The following is a 22,255-nucleotide window of genomic DNA, read 5'->3' on the forward strand; positions in this document are numbered from 1 at the left end:
TAGGGGAAGAGCTTAGGGGCTGGCGGCGCAGAGGGCCAATGAAAGTGGGACGCCACGCCATAACCGGCAGTCATGAGGATGCCAGTGACAATGTCTTTTACTGATCGGCGATGGCGTGCCGAAACATGCTCGTCAATATACGTTCCTCATAGCGCGCCAGCGCCGAGTACCGGCCTTTTTGCAGACCAGGGTCGCTCGAGGTACCGCCGGCGAGCACGATCATGCCGCTGCGGCCTTGCAGATCCGCCGCGAACACCGAGCGCAAGCCATAAGCGTCGCCCAGGTGCCCGAGCGCATCAAAACCGCCCTCGACCAGGCGCCGTCCCGGCTGGTCCGGGAACTGGGCATTGCCCAGGCCCCAGCAGTTGAAAAAGCCATTCGACGTATCACCGTTGCCGTTGTTACCGTCCGCGGTCCACTGGCGCGCGAACATGCGCGCGAGCGTGCCGGTCTGCAGGATGCGTCGTCCCTCATGCACGCCGCCGTTCATCAGCATCAGCATGACGACCCCCAGGTCGCGCGCCGAAATGCGCAGGCCCCCCGTCGGGCTGAAGGGCGTGGCGTTCTCGCCGATGACGTAGCGCTCGATGCCCGGTGGCGGGCTCGGTGGCCGTGTATGGTAGTCATCGACCTGGGCGATCCAGGGGCCATGTGCACTCCAGATTTCAGTGTCGAGCGTGCGCTTGCGGTACAAGGTGGCGAGGTTAGTGAGCGCCGCCGGCGGTAGTGCGGACGGGTTGTAGCCGGCCGTCAGACCGAGCGGTTGCAGCAGCAGGCGCCCCATGAGGCGGTCGAAACGCTCGCCCGTGATCCGCTCCATCAGGGTACCGATGACGCCCCAGCCGAGGTTGCAATACGTGAAATAGTCGCCGGCCCCGGCCTCCCTTGCCCACATCTTGCCCTCGCCATGGAGGCGCGCGCCGGGCGTGACGCACTCCTGCAAGGCGGTGCCGGCCGGGAAGGAATAACCGGCGTCGTCGCGCAGCGAGGACGTGTGGGTGAGCAGGTGGCGCAGGGTGATCGCTCGCTCGGGGAAGCGGGGATTGCGCAGCGTAAAGCCCAGGTAGGCGGAAACATCGGCGTCGAGTTCGGCCTTTCCCTCCTCGACCAGGCGCATCAGGCCGAGGGTCGTCATCATCTTCGAGATCGAGGCGATCCGATACAGGGTGTCCCGGTTCGCAGGCAGGTCCGGGCCTTCTCCGTTGCCGATCCGGCGCCGGCCGAACTGGCCTTCATAAGCGAGCTTGCCGTCGCGGATCGCCAGCACCGACAGGCTCGCCAGTTCGCAGGCAGGGTCCGTGACGATGGCCGCCAGCTCGCGCTCGAGCGTTGTAAACGCACGAGCACCGCCGCTCACGGGAAGCGCCGCCAGCACCGGCTCGAATGCACCGAATAGGCCCAGTCCAAGCAGTGTTCTCCTGTTTCCATTCATGCCGTCCCCTCGTATCGACGCGTATGCAACATCATAATCTGCAAATGGCAGAATTTTCAGCCTGCCTGGCGCGCACTCCCCTTACACTGGCGGTGATCCATACCCGCAGAAGAACATGAACCAAGCCACCATCGATTTCAAGATCGATCTCAACGATAGCTCGCCCCTGTACCTGCAGCTGGCGCGCAAACTCACCCGGGACGTGCGCGAGGGCCGCTACCAGGCCGACCAGGCGCTGCCCTCAGAACGCACGCTGTCCGAGCAGCAGGGCGTCTCGCGCGTCACGGCGCGTAAAGCGATCGATCAACTGGTCGAGCAGGGGCTGGTCGTGCGCCGTCGCGGTTCCGGCAACTACATTGCCCCGCGCATCGAGCAGCCATTATCGAACCTGTCGAGCTTTTCCGAGCAGTTGCAGCAGCGCGGCTACACGCCCAATTCGCGCTGGCTGCGGCGCGACGTGGTGGCGGCCGACGCCGACGAGCAACTGGCGCTGGGCCTGTCGCCCGGCGCCCGGGTGGCACGCCTGGAGCGATTGCGCCTGGCCGACGATGTGGTGATGGCCTATGAAACGAGCGTGATCCCGGCCAGCGTGCTGCCCGATCCCGAGGCAGTCGACCATTCCTTGTATGCCCACCTGGAACGCGGCGGGCAGATGCCGGTGCGCGCGCTGCAGCACATCCGCGCGATGAACGCTTCCACCGAACTGGCGCATCAACTGGGCGTGCCGGAAGGGCAGGCGGTGCTGTTCATCACCCGCGTCGGCTACCTGGAATCGGGCGTTGCCGTGGAACTGACGCATTCGTATTGCCGCAGCGATTACTATGATTTCGTGGCCGAGCTGCGGCGCGCGCCGGCATAACTTTTTGGTATGCGTTTGTCCCTTCCTTTCATGGCTGGGCTCCTTCAATTGGTATTACACTGGTTTTATCGATACTCCGCCGGACCGCCATCATGCTGAAAACCGAAACCCCAGCCCAGGACCACGTCCTGCTCGACCAGTACCCCACCGCGGACCTGGTGAATGTGCTGGTGGACGACCAGATGAATGCAGTCAATGCCGTGCGCGCCGCCGCGCCGCGCATCGCCGCCGCGGTGGCCGCCGCGCTGCCGCGGGTGGAGGCGGGTGGACGCCTGATCTATGTCGGCGCCGGCACCTCGGGCCGCCTCGGTGTGCTCGACAGCGTTGAACTGTACCCGACCTTCTCCTGGCCGCATGGGCGCGCCGTGGCGCTGCTGGCCGGCGGCAACGACGCGATGTTCGTCGCCGTCGAAGGGGCCGAGGACGATATTGTCCAGGGCGCGGCCGACCTGCGTTCCCTGAACGTGACAAACGACGACGTCGTTTTACTCATCGCCGCCTCCGGTGGCACGCCCTATGTGCTGGGCGCCCTGCGCGCCGCACGCGAGCTGGGCGCTTTGACGATCGGTTTTGCCAACAATGTCGACGCCCCGGTCGCGAACGAGGCGGACATCGGCGTCACCCTCGACACCGGCATGGAAGTCATTTCCGGCAGCACGCGCCTAAAGGCCGGGACCGCGCAAAAGATTGCCTTGAACACTTTTTCGAGTGCCTTGATGGTGCGTTTGAACAAGGTTTACGGCAACCTGATGGTAGACTTGAAGGCGACCAACGCCAAGCTGGTACGGCGCGCCATCCGCCTGACCGCGTTCGCCACCGGCGTCGACGAAGAGGCGGCGCGCGCGGTGCTGGAACAATGCGATTTCCACGTCAAGACCGCGATCGTGGCCTTGTCCAAAAAAACCGATGTCGAGCGAGCACGGGCTGTATTGGAAGCGGCGCACGGCAGCGTGCGCCAGGCCTTGGCTTAGCCGTGACTGGGAGGGGCTTGCCTGCCGCTCTCGCAGCGGGCGAGCCGGTTAAATGATTCCCGATCACGAAAGCCTCATGAAAAATTCTCAAGCGAAAAGTCCGTGGCTGTGGGTGCCATCGCTGTACTTTGCCCAGGCCATTCCGTATGTCGTCGCGATGAGCCTGTCGGTCATCATGTACAAGGACCTGGGGGTGTCGAACTCCGACATCGCCTTCTACACCAGCCTGCTCTACCTGCCCTGGGTGATAAAGCCGCTGTGGTCGCCCGTTGTGGATATGTTCGGCACCAAGCGGCGCTGGACGGTGCTGCTGCAACTGGCCGTGGCCGCCTCGCTGGTGGCGGTCGGCACGGTGCTGCACCTGCCCGCATTCTTCAGCGTCAGCCTGGCCGTCATGTGGCTGATGGCATTCAGCTCCGCCACCCACGACATCTCGGCCGACGGCTTTTATATGCTGGGCCTGCGCCAGAAGGACCAGGCGGCCTTCGTCGGCGTGCGCAGCACCTTTTACCGTTTGGCGACGCTGGCCGGGCAGGGGCCGCTGGTGGTGCTGGCCGGTTATCTCGCCGTCTCCCTGGGCGACGCGCACAAGGCCTGGTCGATTGTCTTCTTTGTACTGGCCGGCGTGTTTACCCTGGCCTTTGCCTGGCACCAGCTGGTGCTGCCGACGCCGGAAGCCGATCACGCGGTCGCCAAGGGCGCCAATCCGCTGCGCGAATTCTTCGGTACCTTTGGTTCGTTCTTCCGCAAGCGCGATATCTGGCTGATCCTCGGTTTCATTTTGACCTTCCGCCTCGGCGAAGCGCAACTCCTGAAACTGGTGGCGCCCTTCCTGAAGGATCCGTTGGCGGAAGGCGGCCTCGGCTTGACGACTGCCCAGTACGGCTGGGCCTACGGCACGATCGGCATCATTTCGCTCACCATCGGCGGCCTGGCCGGCGGCTACCTGATTTCGCGCCTGGGTTTGAAACGCTGCCTGTGGCTGATGGTGTTTGCCGTGCATTTGCCGGACCTGGTGTTCGTGTATCTGTCGCAGGCGCAGCCGACAAGTCTCTACCTGATCTCGGCCTTCCTCGCGATCGAGCAATTTGGCTATGGCTTCGGTTTTACCGCCATGATGCTGTACATGATCATGGTCGCCGATGGCGAACACAAGACCGCGCACTATGCGATCTGCACTGGCCTGATGGCGCTGGGCATGATGGTGCCTGGCATGTGGAGCGGAGATTTGCAGGAATACCTGGGCTATAAAAACTTCTTTATCTGGGTGTGTATTGCGACGATTCCGGCATTCATTATGGCCGGGCTGGTGAAGATTGATCCGGAGTTCGGGAAGAAGTAAGGGCGTTTGGAAATGCATGCTGTTCCTGGCCGCCTGAACTCGCTCGACGCCTTCCGCGGTTTTACCATTGCCGCCATGGTGCTGGTCAACAACCCCGGCGACTGGAGCAGCCTGTATTCGCAACTGGCCCACGCCCCATGGCACGGCTGGACGTTTACCGACACCATCTTCCCCTTCTTCCTGTTTATTGGCGGCGTGGCGATGGCGCTCTCGCTGGGCCGCCTGGCGGAGCAAGGCGCCGACAAGCCGCAGCTGCTCATTAAACTGGCAAAACGTGCGGTGCTCATCTTCCTGATCGGCTTCCTGCTGAACCTGATCCCGCATTTCAATGTTGAGACCGTACGGATTCCTGGCGTACTGCAGCGCATCGCCCTGTGCACGCTGCTCGCGGCGCCAACCGTCGTCTATTGCGGCTGGCGCATGCAGCTGCTCATCCGCACCGAGCAGACCGTCTGGCTGTTGCTGGCCGGCTTGCTGTTCCTCTGGTTGGGGGTGATTGCCGACGCCATCCTCATGCCGATCAACAAAAGCCTGTGGACGCCTTCCTATTGTTTCCTGATGACGGGCTGGGCTTTGCTACTATTCAGCGCCTTCTTCTGGCTGCTGGATGTGAATCCCCATGCCGGCGTGCGTGAAGCGGCGGCGCGCTGGACCCGGCCGTTCCAGATCTACGGCATGAATGCGCTGTTCATCTTCGCGTTCTCGGGGCTGGTGGCGAAGATGCTCGGGTGTATCAAGCTGACCCAGGATGGCACCACGGTATCGCTGGGCCGCACGCTGTACGCGCTGCTGTTCAACGCCTGCATGTTCGCGCTGGCGTGGGGCATGTGGCGCAAAAAATGGTTTGTCAAAGTATAACGATCAACAACATGTGGGAGCGGTAGTGGCTGATATGAAAAAACGCGCGTTGGCGCTGGCGGGCTTGGCGGGCATGTTGTCCCTGAGCGGTTTCCTGGCGAGCTGCTCGACCACGCAAAAAAGCGTGACGACGCCAAAGGACAGGATTGTCGCCAGCGGCAAGTTCCCGCCCGCCGCGCCGCGCGAGTTCCGCGCCGCCTGGGTCTCGACGGTCGCGAATATCGACTGGCCGAGCCGCCAAAATTTAAAAGCCCCGCAGCAGCAGGCGGAAGCCATCGCCATCCTCGACCGCGCCAGGGCCATGAATTTGAACGCGATCGTGCTGCAGGTGCGTCCCTCGGCCGACGCCATGTATGCTTCGCCGATCGAACCCTGGTCGGAGTATCTCACCGGCGCCCAGGGCCAGGCGCCGCAGCCCTGGTACGACCCCTTGAAATTCTGGGTGACGGAGGCGCATGCGCGCGGCCTCGAACTGCACGCCTGGTTCAACCCCTACCGCGCGCGCCACGACGGCGCCCGTTCGCCGGTGGCAAGTAATCACATCACCCGTGCCAACCCGTCCGCCGTGCGCCGCTACGGCAAGTTCATGTGGATGGACCCGGGCGAGGAATCGGCGTCGAAGCAGACGCTCGACGTGGTGCTCGACGTGGTGCGCCGCTACGACATCGACGGCGTGCACATCGACGATTATTTTTATCCCTACCCGATCGAAGCGACGCCAACGGTGGCCGGCAACATGGCGGCGCTGGACGGCAAGCCGGGGATGAAAGCCGAGCTCGATTTCCCGGACACGCCGGCCTGGGAGCGTTATCTCGCCAGAGGCGGCAGGCTCGACCGCCCATCCTGGCGCCGTCAGAACGTCAACGATTTAATTAAAGACATGTACCAGGGCATCCACCGCGAAAAGAGCTGGGTGCGCTTCGGTATCAGTCCCTTTGGCCTGGGCCGCCCGGACCGCCGTCCGCGCGGCATCGCCGGCTTTTCGCAGTACGACAAACTGTACGCGGATGCGGAACTCTGGCTGCAGAATGGCTGGCTCGACTATTTCACGCCGCAGCTGTACTGGGCGCGTAGCCAGGCGCCGCAGGCGTACGATGTGCTGCTCGACTACTGGATCGGCCAGAATACGCAGGGCCGCCACATCTGGCCGGGCCTGTTCACCAGCCGCATCGGCGCGCCGAGCAAGGATTATCAGCCGCAGGAAATCATCGACCAGATCGCCTCCACCCGTGCGCGCCCGCAGGCGGGCGGTCACGTACACTTCAGCATGGTTGCCCTGATGCAGAACCGCAAGGGCATCACCGACCAGCTGAGCACGGGATCGTATGCAACGCCCGCCCTGGTGCCGGCCACGCCCTGGCTGGGCAACGTGAAACCGGGCTTGCCGCGCGTAAAAGCGGTGCGTACTGCCAAAGGGGTCGATTTAAAACTGGCGGCCGGCAAGGCGAACGCGCTGTACACGGTATGGGCGCGCCATGGCAACGAGTGGAAGTTCACGGTCGTGCCGGCGTCGAAGGTCGACTGGACGGTGCCGGACGATGCGCGGCTCGGGGCGCCGGATGCGGTGTTCGTGGGTGCCGTGGATCGCCTGGGTATCGAAGGCGACCGCGTTCAAGTCTGGGGCAAGCTCTAAGGTTTGCCGAAGGATATAGTGCGTTTCTTCATGGTTTGACGGCCTTATTCATCACTTCTACTCATGCAATGACGGCCACCATGTATTCGCATCATTGGCCGCCCCGACCTACACTCGCTTCATGTTGAATTCTCGACCTCATACAGGCATCGGCCTGGGCATCGATGCCGGCGGCACCCAGACGCGCTGGGCGCTGGCGACCGGGGACGGCGCCCTCCTGGCCGAAGGCACGGTCGCCGGCCTGTCCGCCCTGCAGATGAGCAAACCCGATGGCCGCGCCAGCGTGCACGCCACCTTTGCCACGCTTGCCCAGGACGTGCTCGCGATAGCGCAGCCGGTCCGCGTGCGCGCCGGCCTCACCGGTTTCGGCGGCGACGGCGCCCAATTGACGCTCTGGCTGGCCGAACTGCTCGGCATCCAAGCCGCGGCGATTGCCATGTGCAACGACATCGAGATCGCCTACCGCGCCAGTTTTACGCCCGGCGAAGGCTACCTGGTGTATGCCGGCACCGGCTCGATCGGCGCCTTCATCGATGCCGGCGGACAGTTTCATCGCGCCGGCGGACGCGGCGTCGTGCTCGACGATGGCGGCGGCGGATTCTGGATCGCGCGCGAAGCGCTGCGCCACATCTGGCGCCTCGAGGATGAAGCGCCCGGCAGCTGGGAAGATTCCGCCATGGCGCGCGCCGTCTTCGCATACGTCGGCGGATCGGACTGGGCATATTCTCGCCAGTTCATCTATGGACAGGAACGCGGCGAAGTCGGCAAGCTGGCCTTGGCCGTTGCCGCCAGCGCCGCGCAGGATGCGGCGGCCGCGGCGATTCTGGAAGAAGCCGGCCGCGAACTGGGCCGCCTTGCCATGGCGCTGATTCGCCGTTTCGGGCCGCGCCCGGTGGCGCTGGGCGGCCGCGCCGCCGAGCTGCACCCGTCGATCGCAGCGAGCATGCGCGCCAGCCTGCCGCCGGATACCATCATCACGCAGTGCGCGATGCGTGCGCACCACGCCGCCGCCCGCCTGGCCGCCCTCGACGACACCCCACCTTGATCACTGATTTTTTAATGTAAACGGACCACCATGAAATCCCTCGCAGCTACCCTCCTGATCGCCTTGCTGGCCGGTTGTGCCAGCGCGCCCGACGGCATCGACAAGACTTATTCGGCCACGGGCCAGGCCAGCCGCGTGCGCTTCCTGGTGCTGCACTACACCGTCGCGGACAAACCGTCCTCGCTGAAGATCCTGACCGAGCAGCAAGTGAGCTCCCACTACCTGCTCACCGACGACGTCAAGCCGACCGTGTATGGCCTGGTCGACGAAACCCGCGCCGCCTACCACGCCGGCATCTCGAGCTGGAAGGGGTACACCCAGCTCAACAACAGTTCGATCGGCATCGAGATCGTGAATGCCGGCTGGAAGGATACCCCGGCAGGACGCGTCTACGCGCCGTTCCCGCAAACCCAGATCGACGCCCTGATCCCGCTGCTCAAAGGGATCGTCGCGCGCCACGGCATCCAGCCGGAAAACGTCATCGGCCACAGCGATATCGCTCCGCTGCGCAAGCAGGATCCGGGTCCGATGTTCCCGTGGTACCAGCTGGCCAAGGCGGGTCTGGTCGTGTGGCCGGATGCGAACCGCGTCGCCGCCGTGCGCCAGGTGTTCGACATCCAGACCCCGGACGCGGTCTGGTTCCAGAAGAAGCTGGCCAGCCACGGTTTTGCACTCTCCCAGAGCGGCGTGTTCGACCAGCCGACGAAGACGGTCATTGCCGCCTTCCAGATGAAATACCGCCCGGCGAATATCGCCGGCGAACCGGATGCGGAAACGGCCGCCATGCTGGAAGTACTGACGACACCGGCCAGCGCGCCGCTGCCGGCCGTGCCGAGCGTGCCGGCGCTGCCGATGCCGGTGCCGGCCCCGCAGCCGGCGGTCCCGGTGGTCCCGGAGATGCGGCCGGTGCAGCCGCTGCAACCGACGCAGCCCGCGCAACCCGTGCCGCCGGTAACGCCGCCGACGCTGTCCGTCCCGCCTGCGCCGCAACCGACGACGACACCCGCCGCACCGGTTGCAGGCACCCCACAGTGACGTTCGCGGTGCACGCCGTTTCCCTGTATCCTTCGGCCTGCCCACCCCGTACGGGCGTCTCCAAGGAGTGAACCATGCGCCTGCGCCACATCGAAGTTTTCCACGCCATCATGCAGGTCGGCACCATCAGCGGTGCCGCCCAGGTCTTGCACATCTCGCAGCCGGCCGTGACGAAAGTGCTGCAGCATGCCGAGCTGCAGCTGGGCATGCCGCTGTTCGAGCGTGTGCGCGGAAAACTCTATCCGAAGCCGGAAGCGCACCGCCTGTTCATCGAGACCGAAAAACTCCATCGCGACCTGCAGGGCATCCGCCGCCTGGCCGCCAGTCTCAAGGGCCGGGCGGTCGAGACCGTGCGCCTGGTGTCGACGCCGACCTTGGCCATCAGCGTGCTGCCGCAGGCGATGACGGCCTGGCGCCGTGATTTCGTCCAGACGCGTTGCGAACTGGCGACTTACCACACCAGCGAAATCGTCAACGCGCTGCGCCTGGGCGAGGCCGATCTCGCGCTGTCGCTGCAGGACCCGCGCCACCCCGGCATCGTCGCCGAACCGATCGCCCAGGGCATGCTGACGGTGATCGCGCCCGCCGGCACCTGGAGCGCCGCCGAATGCGCGCAGCCGATCGGTCCCGAAGGTCTTACCGGTGAATTGATCGGCCTGGCCGACGACGACCCGATCGGTGAAATTGTCGTCGCCGCCTGTGAAGCGCAGGGCGTGCAGCCCGTGTTTCGCACCGTGGTGCAGACCTATCAGATCGCCCGTTCGCTGGTCGAAGCGGGCGCCGGCACGGCGGTGGTGGATCCGTTCACGGCGGCCTCGGCAGCGCTTGATAAAGTGCAGCGCCGCCAGTGGGACCCGGGCATGCCGGTCCAGCTGTATTTGTTGACGGCGAATCATGCGCCGCTGTCGCACGGCGCGCGCGAACTGGCCAATTGCATCGGCGCGACCGCCCGCACCTGTCTTGAAAAGGGAAGTGCATGAATAGCCAGGACCTGCGCTTGACGCTTGCCAGCGAAGACATCGCCGGCAGCGAAGAGTTCCGGTGTCTGGCGTCGATCGCGGGGATCGGGGTCGACCTGCGCTACGCCGGCGCCAACAACTTCGTCGGCCGCGACCTGTACTCGCCTTTCGACTGCGCCTGGCTGCACCATGAAGCGGCCGCGGCCCTGGAAACGGCAGTCGCCTGGCTGGCCGAACATGCACCGGGCCACACCTTGCTCGTGCTCGACGCCCTGCGCCCGCAACGGGTGCAGCAGCAGCTGTGGGATGCGCTGGAGGGCACCGGCCTGCAGATGTACCTGGCGAATCCGGCGCGCGGCTCGATCCACTCCTACGGCATGGCGCTCGACGTGACCATCCTCGACGCCGCGGGACGCGAACTCGACATGGGCACAGGCTTCGACGACATGACCGATTTGTCGCACCCGGCGCTGGAAGAAGGTTTTCTGGCCACTGGAAAACTGAGCGAACAACAGGTCGCCAACCGCCGCCTGCTGCGCGGCGCCATGTGCGGCGCCGGCTTCGCCGGGATCAATACCGAATGGTGGCATTTCGACTGCGGCGACCGCGAACGCGTGCGCACGCGCTTTCGCCGCGTGCTCTGACATCATTTCCGCCACTTCGGCGCACACTTGAGTTTTCTCATCCTTCGGCACTCTTTGGACCCGGACAATCTCCTGGTACTGACGAGAGATTGATGCCGCGGCTTGACGAGTCCGCTTCTTTTCCTCTCGCGCAATACCATTCTTCCAACGGACAAGAGAGGTGCGCAATGAAACGATTGATGATGGCCGCTGCCGTGGCAACGGCGCTGGCAGGGTGCGGAACGGCGGCAGGTGACCTGTTCACGGCGCGCGACCGGACGATCGAGTATGTCCGGGTATTCGATATTAAAACCGAGGCGCCGGCCCCAAGCGTGGTGCGTGCGGCCAGCGAGGGCATCAGCCGCAACATCCAGAACGCCACGCTGGCCACGCCCCTGCCTGAAACGACCGAGGTGCTCGACCAGCCGGGCCGCTTCAAACTGGCCGACGCCCCCGGCGCCGCGCGTGGACCGAGCTGCGACGGCGCCAGCTGGACCGCCAAAGCCCGCCCCGACGTGCGCGGCGGACAAGACATGCATATCGTCGCCTGCCTGTATCAATATAAAACCGGCTACCACCTCGACATGTACGCCGCCTTCACCAAGAAAGAGGGCGGCTGGCTCGAGTGGCCGCGCCGGGCCAGCGGCATGGTGCTTGGCACCCCCGAAAAATTCGCCGAAAAAACGATGCTCGACGTCGTGCGCACGATCCGCGAAACGACGAAGGCGCAGGTGGCGCTGGTCGAGGCCAGGCCCGACGTGGCAGGGGCTCCGTGGCTGGAGCCTTCATCGGCAGGAGGCACGCAGGCGTCGAAACCCTGACGCTGCGTGCCCGGGGTTGGAGCGTGTGAACAAAACGAGATTTTTCACACGCTCTAGCGGGGGCTAAGCCTTAAAACGCGTAGTCGACGCGGGCGTACATCTGGCGCCCGTTGACGCCGATCGGGCAGGTTTCCCAGCAGTGGGTGAAGCCCAGTTGCGGGAACGGCGCTGCGCGCTCCTTGTCCCACTCGGTGGGGTAGGTGTCGAACAGGTTGTTTGCACCGACGGCCAGGGAGAGGCGCTTGGTGAAGGCATAGCGCACGCTCAGGTCGACCAGCCACTTCGCTTCCCAGGTCTGCACGAACCCGGGGGTGAAGCCCTGGCCCTGCACTTCGCCGAAGTAGTTGGCGCGGGTGTTCACATTCCACGGGCCAGCCGTGTAGTCGGCGGCGACCACATGGTGCTGGCGCGGCTGGCCGCGTTCGATCAGCGTGACCTGCGTGTCGTCGAACAGCTGGGCGCCGCTCAAGACTGGCGACTGCGAGCGGCGCGCCTTGACTTCGGTCTCGTTGAAGCCGAGCTGGCCGGACAGCACCAGGGTCGAACCAGGCCAGCGCGTGGTGTGCTCCGCCACCAGATCGAAACCGTTGGTGCTGGTGTCGATCGCGTTGGTGAAGAACTGCGCCTGGCCGACCTTCAGCGGGTCGAGGATGGCACGGATCGGGCCGGCGCCAGCTTCCGGTGCGATGTTGCTCGAGAAGACAATGCGATCGTCGATATCGATGCGGTACAGGTCGGCCGTGACCGAGAAGTTCTGCATCGGGCGCAGCACGATGCCGATGCTGGCGTTCTTCGAGGTCTCTTCCTTCAGCGGAGCGATGCCGAAGGCGCGAGTGACGGCACTGCCTTCACGCGCGGTCAGGGTTTCGGTCAGCACGCCGGCCGCGTTCAGGTTGGTCGACACCGAGCTGTAGAACTTCTGCTGCACCGACGGCGCACGGAAGCCGGTCGAGACGCTGCCGCGCAGGCCGACAGTGCGCGACGGGTCGTAGCGCATCGAGAGCTTACCGGTCGTGGTGCTGCCGAAGTCCGAGTATTTTTCGTAACGGACCGCACCGGCCACCAGCAGCTTGTCGGTGAGATTGTGCTCGGCATCGATGTAGAAGGCGATGTTATGTCGGCCTTCGTCGACTGCGGTCGATGGCGTGTAGCCAGGGAAGCCCTGGGCGCCGGAAGCGGCAATCCCGCCGGTCTGGTCGCGGATGACGATCGCCGGGTTGTTGGTGCGGCCGTACTGGTACGAGACCGCGTCGCCGGCCTCGATTTCGTAATTGTCGGTGCGGTATTCGAAACCAGCCGCCAGCGAGACCTTGCGGCCGCCCAGGTCGATCGGGCCGCGCAGGTCGGCATTGAAGGTGGTCTGGTTGAATTTCAGGGTGCCGGTATCGGCTTCCAACGGGGACTCGGCATAGATGCCGCCGCTTGGCCTTGGCTCGTACCAGTAGCTGACGTTGATCGACTCGCGCTCATGGAATTTCAGCTGGCTGCGGCCGTGGTTCACGCTGGTGTCGAACTTCCAGTCGTTGGCCAGGTCGTGGCGGTAGCCGACGGCGAACGAGCTGTCTTTCACCGTCGTGACGATGTTCGGGAGAAAACCGTTCGGGTAGACGGCCGGCACGTTGCGGGCGTCGCCCGCGGTGCGGTAGAAGCCGGCCGAATCGCCGGAGCGCTTCGAGGTGCCGCCGAAGGCATAGAATTCGCTGTCCTTGGTGCGCGGCAGGGCGGCATTCACCCACAGGAAGGCATCCTTGGCCAGGCTGTCGCCGATGCGCTGGGTGACGCGCGGTGGATCGACACGCAGCGTGTCGACGCCGGCGCGGTTGGTTTCGCCGCGGCGGCGGCCTTCGACCGACAGGTTCACGTAGCCACCGTCGGTGCCGAGCGCAAAGCCGGTGTTGGCGCTGGCCGAGATCATGTCGCCGTCGCCCTCGGAGGTGGTGCCGACCGAGCTGCTGACCTGCGTTTCCTTGATCTGCGATTTGAGGACGATATTGATCACGCCGGCGATCGCATCCGACCCGTACTGGGCGGCGGCGCCGTCACGCAGCACTTCGATGTGACTGATTGCCGACATGGGAATGGCATTGATGTCGGTACCGGCCGAACCGCGGCCAATGGTTTGCTGGACGTTGACCAGCGCTTGCTGGTGGCGGCGCTTGCCGTTCACCAGCACCAGCAGCTGGTCGGGACCGAGGCCGCGCAGGGTGGCCGGACGAATGATGTCGGTGCCGTCGCTGATGAAAGTGGTCGAGAAATTGAACGACGGATCGAGCGTTTGCAGCAGCTTGCCGAGTTCCAGGGGACCGGCGGTCTGCATGTCCTTCGCATTGATCAGTCCCACGGGCGCTGCCGTATCGAGCGCGGTCTTGGCGCTCGAACGCGAACCGAGCACGACAACGCGGGCCGGCGTGCTGTCGTCGGCGGCGCCCGTCGTGGAAGTCGTAGTGCCCGTCTCTTGCGCAGCAGCAGGATACAGCGCCGCCAGCAGGGCGGTCGCGAGCAGGGTTTGGCGGAAGGGATGGCAGGCAGGTCTCGTCATGTTCTCTCTTTTCTTGATGTTCGAAGCGGATTGCCTCGGAATACGGTCATGACGTATGGCTATGTTTCCATACGTGAAAGTCATATTAACAATTGACGTAATTACATACAACGCACACAAATGGGGCGTTGTTTTTATGTGTCATCGCAGCAATATTGTGTGCGGGACAAGAGAAAAGGCAGTAAGCTCGATTGGTTGAGCTTGCGCGGCCAGCACAGGCGTAGGGTGGGCTCTCGAGCCCACGCGGTACGGCGGTCGCCTACACATTGCGCGTCCGGCATTCGTCAAGTCAGAATGCACATCGGCAGTTGGCGCCGGTTCAGGCGAACACAGCTCAGATTGTGAAACAGCGTGGGCTCAAGAGCCTTTCGCCGCCCGGCCCACCCGACGAAACCTACTGCGCGGCTGGCGCCACGCCCCCCGACTTCGCCACCCAATCCACCAGCGCATCGACCACGGCGCGCCCGCGCCCGTCGCCGGCCAGGTCGTCATTGAGCATCGCCACCACCACGTGCTGCACGCCGTTCGCATCCGGCACATACCCTGCCACGGCCACCACATTGCGCAGTGTCCCGGTTTTCAGGCGGGCGCGCCCCGCGGCCGGGCTGCCGTTCAGGCGCCGGCGCATGGTGCCGTCGGTCCCGGCAATCGGCATGCTGGCCAGGAACTCAGGCGCCCAGTTGCTGCGCAGGCCGGCGCGTAACAAGCCGCCCATCTGCGCCGGACTGATGCGTTCGATGCGCGACAGGCCCGACCCGTTGTCGATGACAAAACCGCTGTCGTCGATGCCGCGCGCGCGCATCCAGTTGCGCACCGCGCCGTCGGCACGGGTATAGGTGGTGTGGTCCGGGAGGGCCGGCAGTGGCCGGCTGCCCAGCACCGGGTCCGCTTCCAGGGCGCCCAGGCTCAGGAACAGCGTGCGCGCCAGCGCATTGTCCGACGGTTTGTTTGTATCGCGCACCACCTCCGGCAGCGCCCGCGCACGGTGTTCGGCCAGCAGGCGCGCGTCAAGCGGCGCCGTACCAGCGACCGTCTTGCCGCTCAGCTTGCCACCCAGCTGTTTCCACTTCAGGCGAAACAGGCCGTCGATATAGTCGTCACGATCAAGGACATTGATGCTGTTGGTCCTGGCGCAGTTCTTCGGGTAGGTTCCCTGCAACACGACCCGCAGCTTGCCATTCGGGGCGCGCACCGCTTGCGGCAGCTTCCAGCCGTCTTCCCATTTTGTACAATCGGCGTCGACCAGCGTCATGTTCGAGGCGATCGTCACGCCGGACAGCGCCGGCTGCATGTCGATCTGCAGGCGTTTATCCGTCGAGCGCATGTCAATCTGCAGCATGTTCTTGTTGATCAGGAGCGCGTCGGGAATGACGTTGTAATACGCCTCGGGCGACTCGTCGAAGGGCGGCAGGCCGACATCAAGACGCGCCGGCTGGAACAGGCTGCGGTCGAGTACCAGGTTACCGTTGACGCGCCTGATGCCGGCATTGTGCAGCGCACGCAGCATGCCTTCCAGCACTTCCCCGGACAAGTCGGCATCGGCCCCGCCGCGCAGCACCAGGTCGCCCTGTAACACGCCCTTCTTGAGTTCGCCGTTTGTCAGCATCTCGGTGCGTCCGCGAAACACCGGTCCCAGGTGCTCGAGACTGACCAGGGTCGTCACCAGTTTCATGGTGGAGGCCGGCTGCATGGGGCGCTCGGCCAGGTGCGACACGATGACCTGGTCGCCGCGCAGCACCAGGGCGCTGACGGAGTCGGGCGTCATGCCGTGCTGTGCCAGCAGTTGCGTCACCGGTTGCGGCAACTGGGCCTGTGCCGGGAAACCGGCGAGGAGGGCGGCGGCGAGGGCGAGTTGGCGCAACATGCGGCTCCTTGATCGATTAACCGAAGAAGAGATAGGCGACGAAAATGGCGGCAATCACGCCCGCGAGGTCGGCCAGCAATCCATAACCGATCGCGTAGCGGGTCTTGCGAATGCCGACCGAGCCGAAATACAGGGCGACGATATAGAAGGTGGTGTCGGCTGCGCCTTGCAGGATCGAGGCCAGGCGGCCGACGAAGGAGTCGACGCCATAGGTCGTCATCGCGTCGATCATCATCGCGCGCGAGCCGCTGCCGGACAAAGGCTTCATCAGGGCGGTGGGCAGGGCGCCGACGAAGTCGGTGCGCAGGCCAAGCTGGGTAAATACCCATTCGAAGGCGTTGACGATCAGGCCCAGGATGCCCGAGTTGCGCACCACGCTGATGGCCACCAGCATGCCGACCAGGTAGGGAATGATCTTCAGCGAGGTTTCGATGCCGCCTTTCGCCCCTTCGATAAACGCTTCGAACACATTGATCCCCTTGCGCAGCGCCGCCACCATGAAGGCGGCGATGATGGAAAAGAGGATCAGGTTGGCAGCAACCACCGATACCAGCTCGATCTCCGACTTGGCCAGGTAATTGGTGAGATAAAACACGAGGGCGCCGATGATCGCCGTCAGGCCGCCGATCCAGCCGAACACGACCGGGTCGAGCAGGTTGATGCGCTGGCGCAGGCTGACGGCAACGATGCCGGTGAAGGTCGAGCAGAAGGTGGCGATCAGGGTCGGAATAAAAATATCCGCCGGATTCGCCGCGCCGAGGATGGCGCGCTGGGCCATGATCGCCAGCGGAATCACCGTCAGGCCCGAGGTCTGGATGACCAGGAACATGATCTGGGCATCGCTTGCTTCTTCCTTGTGCGGGTTCAGTGTCTGCAGGCTTTCCATCGCCTTCAGGCCGAACGGGGTCGCGGCATTGTCGAGTCCCAGGATATTCGCCGAAAAATTCATGACCATGTGGCCATTCGCGGGGTGCTCGCGCGGTACGCCTGGAAAGATGCGGGAAAAGAAGGGTGCGATGATGCGTGCGAACAGGTTGATGGCGCCGGCCTTTTCGCCGATGTTCATGATGCCCAGCCAGAGCGTCATCACGCCGGCCAGCGGCAGGGCGATGTCCATCACTGCCATCTTGGCGGAACTGAAGGTACCGTCGATGACGCGTTTAAAAATTTCGTTGTCGCCTAAAAACAGCCATTGGGCAAGCGCTGCAACGAAGCCGACGAGGAAAAAGCCAGTCCAGATGTAATTTAATGCCATGCGTGGGTCCGATAAGCGGGCGGGGTCGTCCGGCCCATGGTTCCGGATGACGCCGCTGGTTCAACAGCCGCAGACGATCGTCACGGCACTCATGCGCACGATTCTGCAGCGCAGAGTATAGGCGCAGAGCAAGGTGCAAGGATGAAAGAATGCAGCCGCGCCATGCAGAAAAGTTATGCGCCCAGCGTTTGGTTTGCTTGCCGCAGGCCGCGCGCCTATCATACGCAACGCTCAACCAGGACTTGCACCATGACACTTCACGCCTCCTTTTGTACTTTGCTGCTCGCTGCCGGCGTGGCGCTTGCCGCCCCGCCGGCAGGCCCAGTAGGGGGCGAAAAAGTGCTGTACATGTTCCTGTCGACGGGCGAAACCGGCCTCGATCCGGCCGCCGCCTCGGACATTGCCACGCTCTCCCTGCTGGAAAACCTGTTCGATCCGCTGCTGCGCTACGACTACCTTGCGCGCCCCGTCACATTGCGCCCGAACACGGCGAGCGCCATGCCGGAAGTCAGCGCCGACGGGCGCACCTACACATTTAAAATCCGGCCCGGCATTTATTTCACGCCCGATCCGGCGTTCAAGGGTGTCAGGCGCGAGATGACGGCGCAGGACTACGTCTACAGCCTCCAGCGCCTGTACGACCCGGCCATCAAATCGCCCTGGTCGTATATGTTCGACGGCAAGCTCGCCGGCGACGAGGCCCTGAAAAAACAGTTCAGCCATGACACGGCGATTCCCGGCTTGCAGGCACTCGACCGTACCACCCTGCGCATCCGCCTGAAGGAGCCGGATAATAACTTCCTGTTTTATATGGCGACACCGGCATCGAGCGTGGTGGCGCGCGAAGTGATCGAAGCCTATCCGGGCCAGGCCGGGAACCACCCGGTGGGCACCGGTCCCTTCATGATCGGCGACTGGAAGAGAAGCGACCGCATCGTGCTGCTGGCGAACCCGTATTCGAGCGCCGTGTTCAGCGCCACGCCGGGCAAGGATCCGGAAGACCAGAACATTGCCGCAGCGCTGGCCGGCAAGCGCCTGCCGCGCGTGGACCGCGTCGAAGTGAAAATCGCCGAAGAATTCCAAGGCCGCATGCTCGGCTTTTTGAAAGGCGAATACGACTATCTCGAGCAGGTGCCCGAATCGATGACGGACATGGTGATCCGCGACGGCGCACTCAAACCGGAACTGCGGCAACGCGGCATGCAGCTGTCGCGGTTTCCGGTGCTGCAGACCTATTACATGTGGATGAACATGAACGACCCGGTGCTGGGCGGCTACACGGAGGACCGGATCGCCCTGCGCCGCGCCATCGCGCTCGCCTACAACAATGCGGAAGACATCTCGCTGTTAAAGAAAGGGTTTGCGATCAAGGCCGAGTCGCCGCTGCCGCCAAACGTGCTGGGCTACGACCCTGCCTACCGCTCTCCGGTTCCCTACAATCCGGCGCTGGCGAACGCCTTACTGGACCGCCACGGCTACGGCAAGCGCGATGGGGTAGGGTTCCGTCTTGCTCCCGATGGCAAACCCTTGACCTTGAGCATGCACAGCGAAGCGACGGTCGGCGGGCGCCTGCGCGACGAACTGTGGAGAAAATGCCTGAATTCGATCGGCCTGCGCGTCGTGTTCAAATCGGACAAGAAGACGGAGATCATCAAGGCCTCGCGCCTGGGCAAGGTGACGATGTTCGAGAGTAACTGGATTGCCGACTTCCCTGACGGCGAGAATTTTTACCAGCTGCTGTACGGCCCGAACGCCGGCCGCGCCAACTATGCACGTTTTAATTTGCCAGCGTACAACACCCGCTACGAGGCGGCACGCGTGCTGGCCGACGGTCCGGCACGCCAACGGCTGTACTTCGAGATGAACCAGCTGATCCACGCCTACAACCCGTGGGTGCCGCTGACCCATTCGGTCTCCGCCGATATCCGGCATCCGTGGCTAAAAAACTACAAGCGTCATCCGGTCGAATTGACGTCCTGGCGCTATCTCGACGTGGATGTGGCGCAAAGGGCACGTTTGTCCCAGCAGCAGCGCTAGACCCGTCGAATTTCCGTTTATAAATATTCCCGGAAGTTATACTTCCAGCCGGTTATTTCATTGGATGGCGCCAGAGGCCGGGCGTAGTCTCGAAACGACAAGATAACGTGATGCCATGACATTACGATGACCAGCGATTTATCGCCGCCCAGTGAGTCGATTGACGGAATCCATAGGAGAGACGCGTGAAGTTAAAGAAATTAGCCCATCTGATTGCCCTGATCGGGGTGGTGAGCCCGGCGGTTGCACAGGAATTGCAACCGAATACCCCGATGGCACGCGTCGAGATCACGGGTTCGAGCATCAAGCGCGTGGCGAAAGAAGGCGCGCTGCCGGTGCAGGTCATCAGTGCCGACATGCTGCAAAAGCAGGGCATCACCTCGGCCGAGCAACTGATGAGCATGATTTCGGCGAACGGTACCGGCGCCGACAACCCGACCTCGGGCAATAACGTGTTCGGCCCGGACGCCGACCGCGTCAGCGGCGGCGCTAGCTTCGCTTCGTTCCGCGGCCTGGGACCGAACAGCACCCTGGTCCTGATCAATGGCCGCCGCGCGCCGACCCACGGCAAGAGCGGCAAGGCGGTCGACCTGAATTCGATTCCGATGGCGGCGATTGCCCGCATCGAGATCCTGAAGGATGGCGCCTCGGCCATCTACGGCACCGATGCGATCGGTGGCGTCATGAACATCATCCTCAAAACCGACTACCAGGGCGCGGAAGCGTCGGCGTATACCAACGTCACCGAAGCAGGCGGCGGCAACATCCACCGCGGCTCGCTGATCGTCGGCCACGGCGACCTGGAAAACGACGGCTTCAACGTCATGGGCACGGTTGCCTTCACGAAAAACGAAAAGCTCGAGTCGCGCCAGCGCGCGTTCGCGAACGGCTTCCAGCCGCAACGCGGCCTGTCGCCGGACACCACCGGCACTCCGTTCGCCAACCAGCTGACCGGTGCAGGCACTGCCCTCGGCACCGGTTTCAAGGTGCCAGGCGACAGCAACACCTATCTGCAAGCTAATCCACTGAGCTTCCAGGGCAAGTGCGACAGCGTCGAAGGCATGTCGCAATATCAGAGTGCTCTGTGGAAAGACGTGACCTCACCGCTGCGCTCGACCTATTCCTGCGCCTACGACTACGGTGGCGACTACGTCATGCAGTCGCCGTCGGAACAGACGAATTTGCTGCTGCGCGGCACCTATAAACTGGCGCCCGAGCACAAGCTGTTTGTCGAGGCGATCGGTTCGCGTTCGCAAGTCATCTCGATCCTGACCCCGGCCCAGATCTCGACCTCGCTGGCCAACCGTAACGCCTATCCAGTCGGCGGCCAGTATTACCAGGACCTGACGCCCTTCATCCCGACTTACAACCGCAACCTGCCGATCATCTACAAGTGGCGCGCCAATCCGCTGGGCAACCGCACCCAGGAAAACACGACCGAGAGCGGGCGCCTTCTGGTCGGCATGGAAGGCACGCTGCGCAACTGGGACTACAAGCTCGGCCTGTCGAAAGCGCAGAGCAAGACCCACATGGAGCTGCTCGACGGCTACGCCTACACGAACGATTTCTACAGCGTGCTGGGCAGCGGCATCGTCAATCCTTGGTCGATCGACGGCAGCCAGACCCAGGCGGCCATCGATGCGCTCGAACGCACCAAATACCGCGGCGCCTTCCAGACCGGCAAGACGACCATGACCCAGCTCGACGGCACCGTGTCGGGCGAACTGTTCCAGCTGCCAGCGGGTAAGCTGGCGATGGCGGCCGGCTTCGACTTGCGCCGCGAGAGCTACCTGTACACCCAGGACGTGGCGGCCGATCCGATCCTGTTGTCGCCGGGCAACGCCAACCTGCCGAAGGCCACGCGCGACGTGAAGGCGCTGTTTGCCGAGTTCATCGTTCCGGTCACGACCGACCTCGAACTGCAACTGGCCGTGCGCCGCGACGATTACAGCGTGATCGGTGCGACCACGAATCCGAAGATCGCCTTCCGCTACCAGCCGGCGAGCTGGCTGCTATTCCGCGGCTCTGCCAACAAGGGCTTCCTGGCCCCGAGCTTTACCCAGCTTTATACCGGCGCACTGCCGCAGGAAATGTCGAGCGGCGTGGTCGACACCGTCGGTTGCGCGGCCAATCCGAACGATCCGCGTTTCTGTGCACCGGATCGTTTCGATTACCTCTCAGGCGGCAACCAGAACCTGAAGCCGGAAACCTCGAAGCAGGGCACGCTCGGTATCGTGATCGAGCCCTTCAAGGGCTTCTCGGCTTCGCTCGACTGGTGGGCGATCAACATGAAGGATCGGATCCTGAACCGCACGCCAACCATCGTGCTGCAGAACCCGGTCGCGCTGTCGGACAACATCATCCGCAATCCGGACGGCACGATCCAGTACATCCAGGCCGGCTGGATCAATGCGGCGGGCGCGAAGACCCGCGGCATCGACCTCGGCCTGCGCGGCGACGGCAAGTTCGAAGGCGGCTGGAAGTGGAACGCGACTCTGGACGGCACCTGGACCGACAGTTTTAAATTCGCCGAAATCGAAGGCCAGCCGTACAAGGAATACGTCGGCCTGTTCTTCACGCGCGACCTGTACCTGAAATGGAAGCACAGCGCCACCTTCAGCGTGACCCGTGGCGATTGGAACGTCCTGGTGAGCAATAACTTCGCGTCGGGCTACAAGGATCAATTGCCGAACGCCGGCAAGGGTACGCCGCCGCCGGGTTTCGATCCGGACGTGTCGAGCTATACCCGCTTCGGCCTGGCGACGACGTACAAGGGTTTTAAAAATACGTCGATCACCTTCGGTGTCCAGAACCTGTTCGACCGCGATCCGTCCTTCACCGCGCACAACGTCGACGACGTCGTCGGCGCCGGCTGGGATCCACGGGTTGCCGATCCGCGTGGGCGTGCCTACACGCTGAACCTCTCGTACAAGTTCTTCTGATTGTGCGTGCAGGCGGCCCGTGCCTCAGGCAGCGCTTCCG

General features: G+C 63.7%; 15 protein-coding genes and 1 pseudogene. 12 read left to right on the forward strand and 4 right to left on the reverse strand.

Annotated features, from left to right (window positions below; genetic code table 11):
* Positions 1 to 97 precede the first annotated feature (97 nt).
* Positions 98 to 1,432, reverse strand: coding sequence for a serine hydrolase domain-containing protein (locus ACHAC9_RS15695; protein WP_435760998.1), 1,335 nt, complete (start codon positions 1,430 to 1,432; stop codon positions 98 to 100).
* Positions 1,433 to 1,547: 115 nt separating this feature from the next.
* On the opposite strand from ACHAC9_RS15695, the gene ACHAC9_RS15700 reads away from it, so the two are divergent.
* The 10 genes and pseudogenes from ACHAC9_RS15700 to ACHAC9_RS15745 all read left to right on the forward strand — a co-directional run bounded on the left by ACHAC9_RS15700 (position 1,548) and on the right by ACHAC9_RS15745 (position 11,578).
* Positions 1,548 to 2,291 carry a GntR family transcriptional regulator gene (locus ACHAC9_RS15700; protein ID WP_435760999.1) on the forward strand — a complete coding sequence of 248 codons (744 nt, stop codon included), beginning with the start codon at positions 1,548 to 1,550 and terminating at the stop codon, positions 2,289 to 2,291.
* A gap of 92 nt (positions 2,292 to 2,383) precedes the next feature.
* Positions 2,384 to 3,262, forward strand: coding sequence for an N-acetylmuramic acid 6-phosphate etherase (gene murQ / locus ACHAC9_RS15705; protein WP_435761000.1), 879 nt, complete (start codon positions 2,384 to 2,386; stop codon positions 3,260 to 3,262).
* Positions 3,263 to 3,338: 76 nt separating this feature from the next.
* Entirely contained in the window at positions 3,339 to 4,604 is a 1,266-nt protein-coding gene (locus ACHAC9_RS15710) for an MFS transporter (protein ID WP_435761002.1), read from the forward strand.
* A gap of 12 nt (positions 4,605 to 4,616) precedes the next feature.
* On the forward strand, positions 4,617 to 5,462 hold the full coding sequence (locus ACHAC9_RS15715; protein ID WP_435761004.1) for an acyltransferase family protein: 846 nt from the start codon (positions 4,617 to 4,619) through the stop codon (positions 5,460 to 5,462).
* 34 nt (positions 5,463 to 5,496) lie between these two features.
* Positions 5,497 to 7,095 carry a glycoside hydrolase family 10 protein gene (locus tag ACHAC9_RS15720; protein ID WP_435761290.1) on the forward strand — a complete coding sequence of 533 codons (1,599 nt, stop codon included), beginning with the start codon at positions 5,497 to 5,499 and terminating at the stop codon, positions 7,093 to 7,095.
* 121 nt (positions 7,096 to 7,216) lie between these two features.
* Entirely contained in the window at positions 7,217 to 8,140 is a 924-nt protein-coding gene (locus tag ACHAC9_RS15725; RefSeq protein ID WP_435761006.1) for a BadF/BadG/BcrA/BcrD ATPase family protein, read from the forward strand.
* Positions 8,141 to 8,170: 30 nt separating this feature from the next.
* Positions 8,171 to 8,938, forward strand: a pseudogene (locus tag ACHAC9_RS15730) (N-acetylmuramoyl-L-alanine amidase); the annotation flags it as partial.
* Positions 8,939 to 9,249: 311 nt separating this feature from the next.
* On the forward strand, positions 9,250 to 10,155 hold the full coding sequence (locus tag ACHAC9_RS15735; RefSeq protein ID WP_435761008.1) for a LysR family transcriptional regulator: 906 nt from the start codon (positions 9,250 to 9,252) through the stop codon (positions 10,153 to 10,155).
* Entirely contained in the window at positions 10,152 to 10,778 is a 627-nt protein-coding gene (locus ACHAC9_RS15740; RefSeq protein WP_435761010.1) for a M15 family metallopeptidase, read from the forward strand. The genes ACHAC9_RS15735 and ACHAC9_RS15740 overlap by 4 nt, the downstream gene beginning before the upstream one ends.
* A gap of 167 nt (positions 10,779 to 10,945) precedes the next feature.
* Positions 10,946 to 11,578: a hypothetical protein gene (locus tag ACHAC9_RS15745; RefSeq protein WP_435761012.1), complete on the forward strand. Its 633-nt coding sequence runs from the start codon at positions 10,946 to 10,948 to the stop codon at positions 11,576 to 11,578.
* A gap of 70 nt (positions 11,579 to 11,648) precedes the next feature.
* On the opposite strand, the gene ACHAC9_RS15750 is transcribed toward ACHAC9_RS15745, so the two are convergent.
* From ACHAC9_RS15750 to ACHAC9_RS15760, 3 genes are all read right to left on the reverse strand, one after another.
* Positions 11,649 to 14,117 (reverse strand): TonB-dependent receptor plug domain-containing protein, encoded by a 2,469-nt coding sequence (locus tag ACHAC9_RS15750; protein ID WP_435761014.1) that lies wholly within the window; start codon positions 14,115 to 14,117, stop codon positions 11,649 to 11,651.
* A gap of 394 nt (positions 14,118 to 14,511) precedes the next feature.
* Positions 14,512 to 15,981: a D-alanyl-D-alanine carboxypeptidase/D-alanyl-D-alanine endopeptidase gene (gene dacB, locus ACHAC9_RS15755; protein ID WP_435761016.1), complete on the reverse strand. Its 1,470-nt coding sequence runs from the start codon at positions 15,979 to 15,981 to the stop codon at positions 14,512 to 14,514.
* A gap of 16 nt (positions 15,982 to 15,997) precedes the next feature.
* On the reverse strand, positions 15,998 to 17,236 hold the full coding sequence (locus tag ACHAC9_RS15760; protein ID WP_435761018.1) for a nucleoside recognition domain-containing protein: 1,239 nt from the start codon (positions 17,234 to 17,236) through the stop codon (positions 15,998 to 16,000).
* A 249-nt stretch (positions 17,237 to 17,485) separates the two neighbouring features.
* Here ACHAC9_RS15760 and ACHAC9_RS15765 point away from each other — a divergent pair, with 249 nt between their 5' ends.
* A complete protein-coding gene (locus tag ACHAC9_RS15765; protein ID WP_435761020.1) occupies positions 17,486 to 19,273 on the forward strand; it encodes an ABC transporter substrate-binding protein in 1,788 nt (595 codons plus the stop codon).
* A 185-nt stretch (positions 19,274 to 19,458) separates the two neighbouring features.
* Positions 19,459 to 22,215 carry a TonB-dependent receptor gene (locus ACHAC9_RS15770; protein WP_435761022.1) on the forward strand — a complete coding sequence of 919 codons (2,757 nt, stop codon included), beginning with the start codon at positions 19,459 to 19,461 and terminating at the stop codon, positions 22,213 to 22,215.
* Positions 22,216 to 22,255: the final 40 nt, after the last annotated feature.

The organism is Massilia sp. CMS3.1, assembly GCF_051262535.1.
Lineage (GTDB): Bacteria > Pseudomonadota > Gammaproteobacteria > Burkholderiales > Burkholderiaceae_D > Telluria.